The 1,210-nt window shown below is 56.9% G+C and carries 1 protein-coding gene; it reads left to right on the forward strand.

What is annotated here, in order from left to right:
- Positions 1 to 15: 15 nt before the first annotated feature.
- On the forward strand, positions 16 to 1,206 hold the full coding sequence (gene tuf, locus OLM33_10085) for an elongation factor Tu (GenBank protein MCW1713999.1): 1,191 nt from the start codon (positions 16 to 18) through the stop codon (positions 1,204 to 1,206).
- The last annotated feature ends 4 nt before the right edge of the window (positions 1,207 to 1,210 follow it).

Here is a 1,210-nt window from a genome sequence, read left to right on the forward strand (position 1 = left end):
GGAGGCAAGACAGAAATGGCAAAGGAGAAATTTGTAAGAAACAAGCCGCACCTCAACATAGGAACGATAGGCCATATCGACCACGGTAAGACGACCCTTACAGCGGCGATCACAAAGACGCTTGCGAGACATGGCGGAGCGGACTTTACGCCGTTCGACATGATCGACAAGGCGCCTGAAGAGAGAGAGCGCGGCATCACCATCAACATATCCCACGTTGAATACCAGACAGCGACGCGCCACTATGCACACATCGACTGCCCCGGTCACGCTGACTACATCAAGAACATGATCACCGGAGCGGCTCAGATGGACGGAGCGATCCTGGTCGTATCGGCGGCGGACGGCCCCATGCCGCAGACGCGAGAGCACGTGCTTCTTGCGCGTCAGGTCAACGTTCCTGCGCTCGTAGTATTCATGAACAAGTGCGACATGGTCGACGACCCCGAACTTCTTGACCTTGTCGAGATGGAGATCAGGGACCTTCTCAACAAGTACGAGTTCCCCGGAGACGACATCCCCATCGTTCGCGGCAGCGCTCTGAAGGCTCTTGAGAGCGATGAGGGCAACGACTGGACAGCTAAGATCGACGAACTTATGCAGGCATGCGACGACTACATTCCTGCGCCTGTCCGCGAAGTGGACCTTCCCTTCCTTATGCCGATCGAAGACGTATTCACCATCACGGGGCGCGGCACAGTCGTAACGGGCAGGGTCGAGAAGGGCATAATCAGGCCTGGCGACGAAGTTGCGATAGTAGGCATGAAAGACACCCAGAAGACAGTAGCGACCAGCCTTGAGATGTTCCGCAAGATCCTTGACGATGCGGAAGCGGGAGACAACGTGGGAGTACTTCTGCGCGGCACCGGCAAGGATGACGTAGAGCGCGGTCAGGTTTTGGCGAAGCCGGGAAGCATCACCCCGCACAAGCACTTCAAGGGTGAAGTTTACGTACTGAAGAAGGAAGAGGGAGGGCGCCACACGCCGTTCTTCTCAGGCTACAAGCCCCAGTTCTACTTCCGTACGACGGACGTGACGGGCGAGATCAAGCTTGCTGAGGGCATCGAGATGGTAATGCCTGGAGACAACAGCACATTTGAAGTGAACCTGATCGTACCGATCGCAATGCAGCCGGGACTGCGCTTCGCAGTACGCGAAGGCGGCCGCACGGTAGGCGCAGGCGTCGTTACTGAGATCATAGACTAGCAGC

It is taken from the genome of Synergistaceae bacterium DZ-S4 (genome assembly GCA_025943965.1).
Taxonomy (GTDB): domain Bacteria; phylum Synergistota; class Synergistia; order Synergistales; family Synergistaceae; genus Caenicola; species Caenicola nitritireducens.

Excerpts from the sequence above, each read along its gene's own strand:
- tuf (MCW1713999.1), top strand. The coding sequence starts at position 16 with ATGGCAAAGGAGAAATTTGTAAGAAACAAGCCGCACCTCAACATAGGA.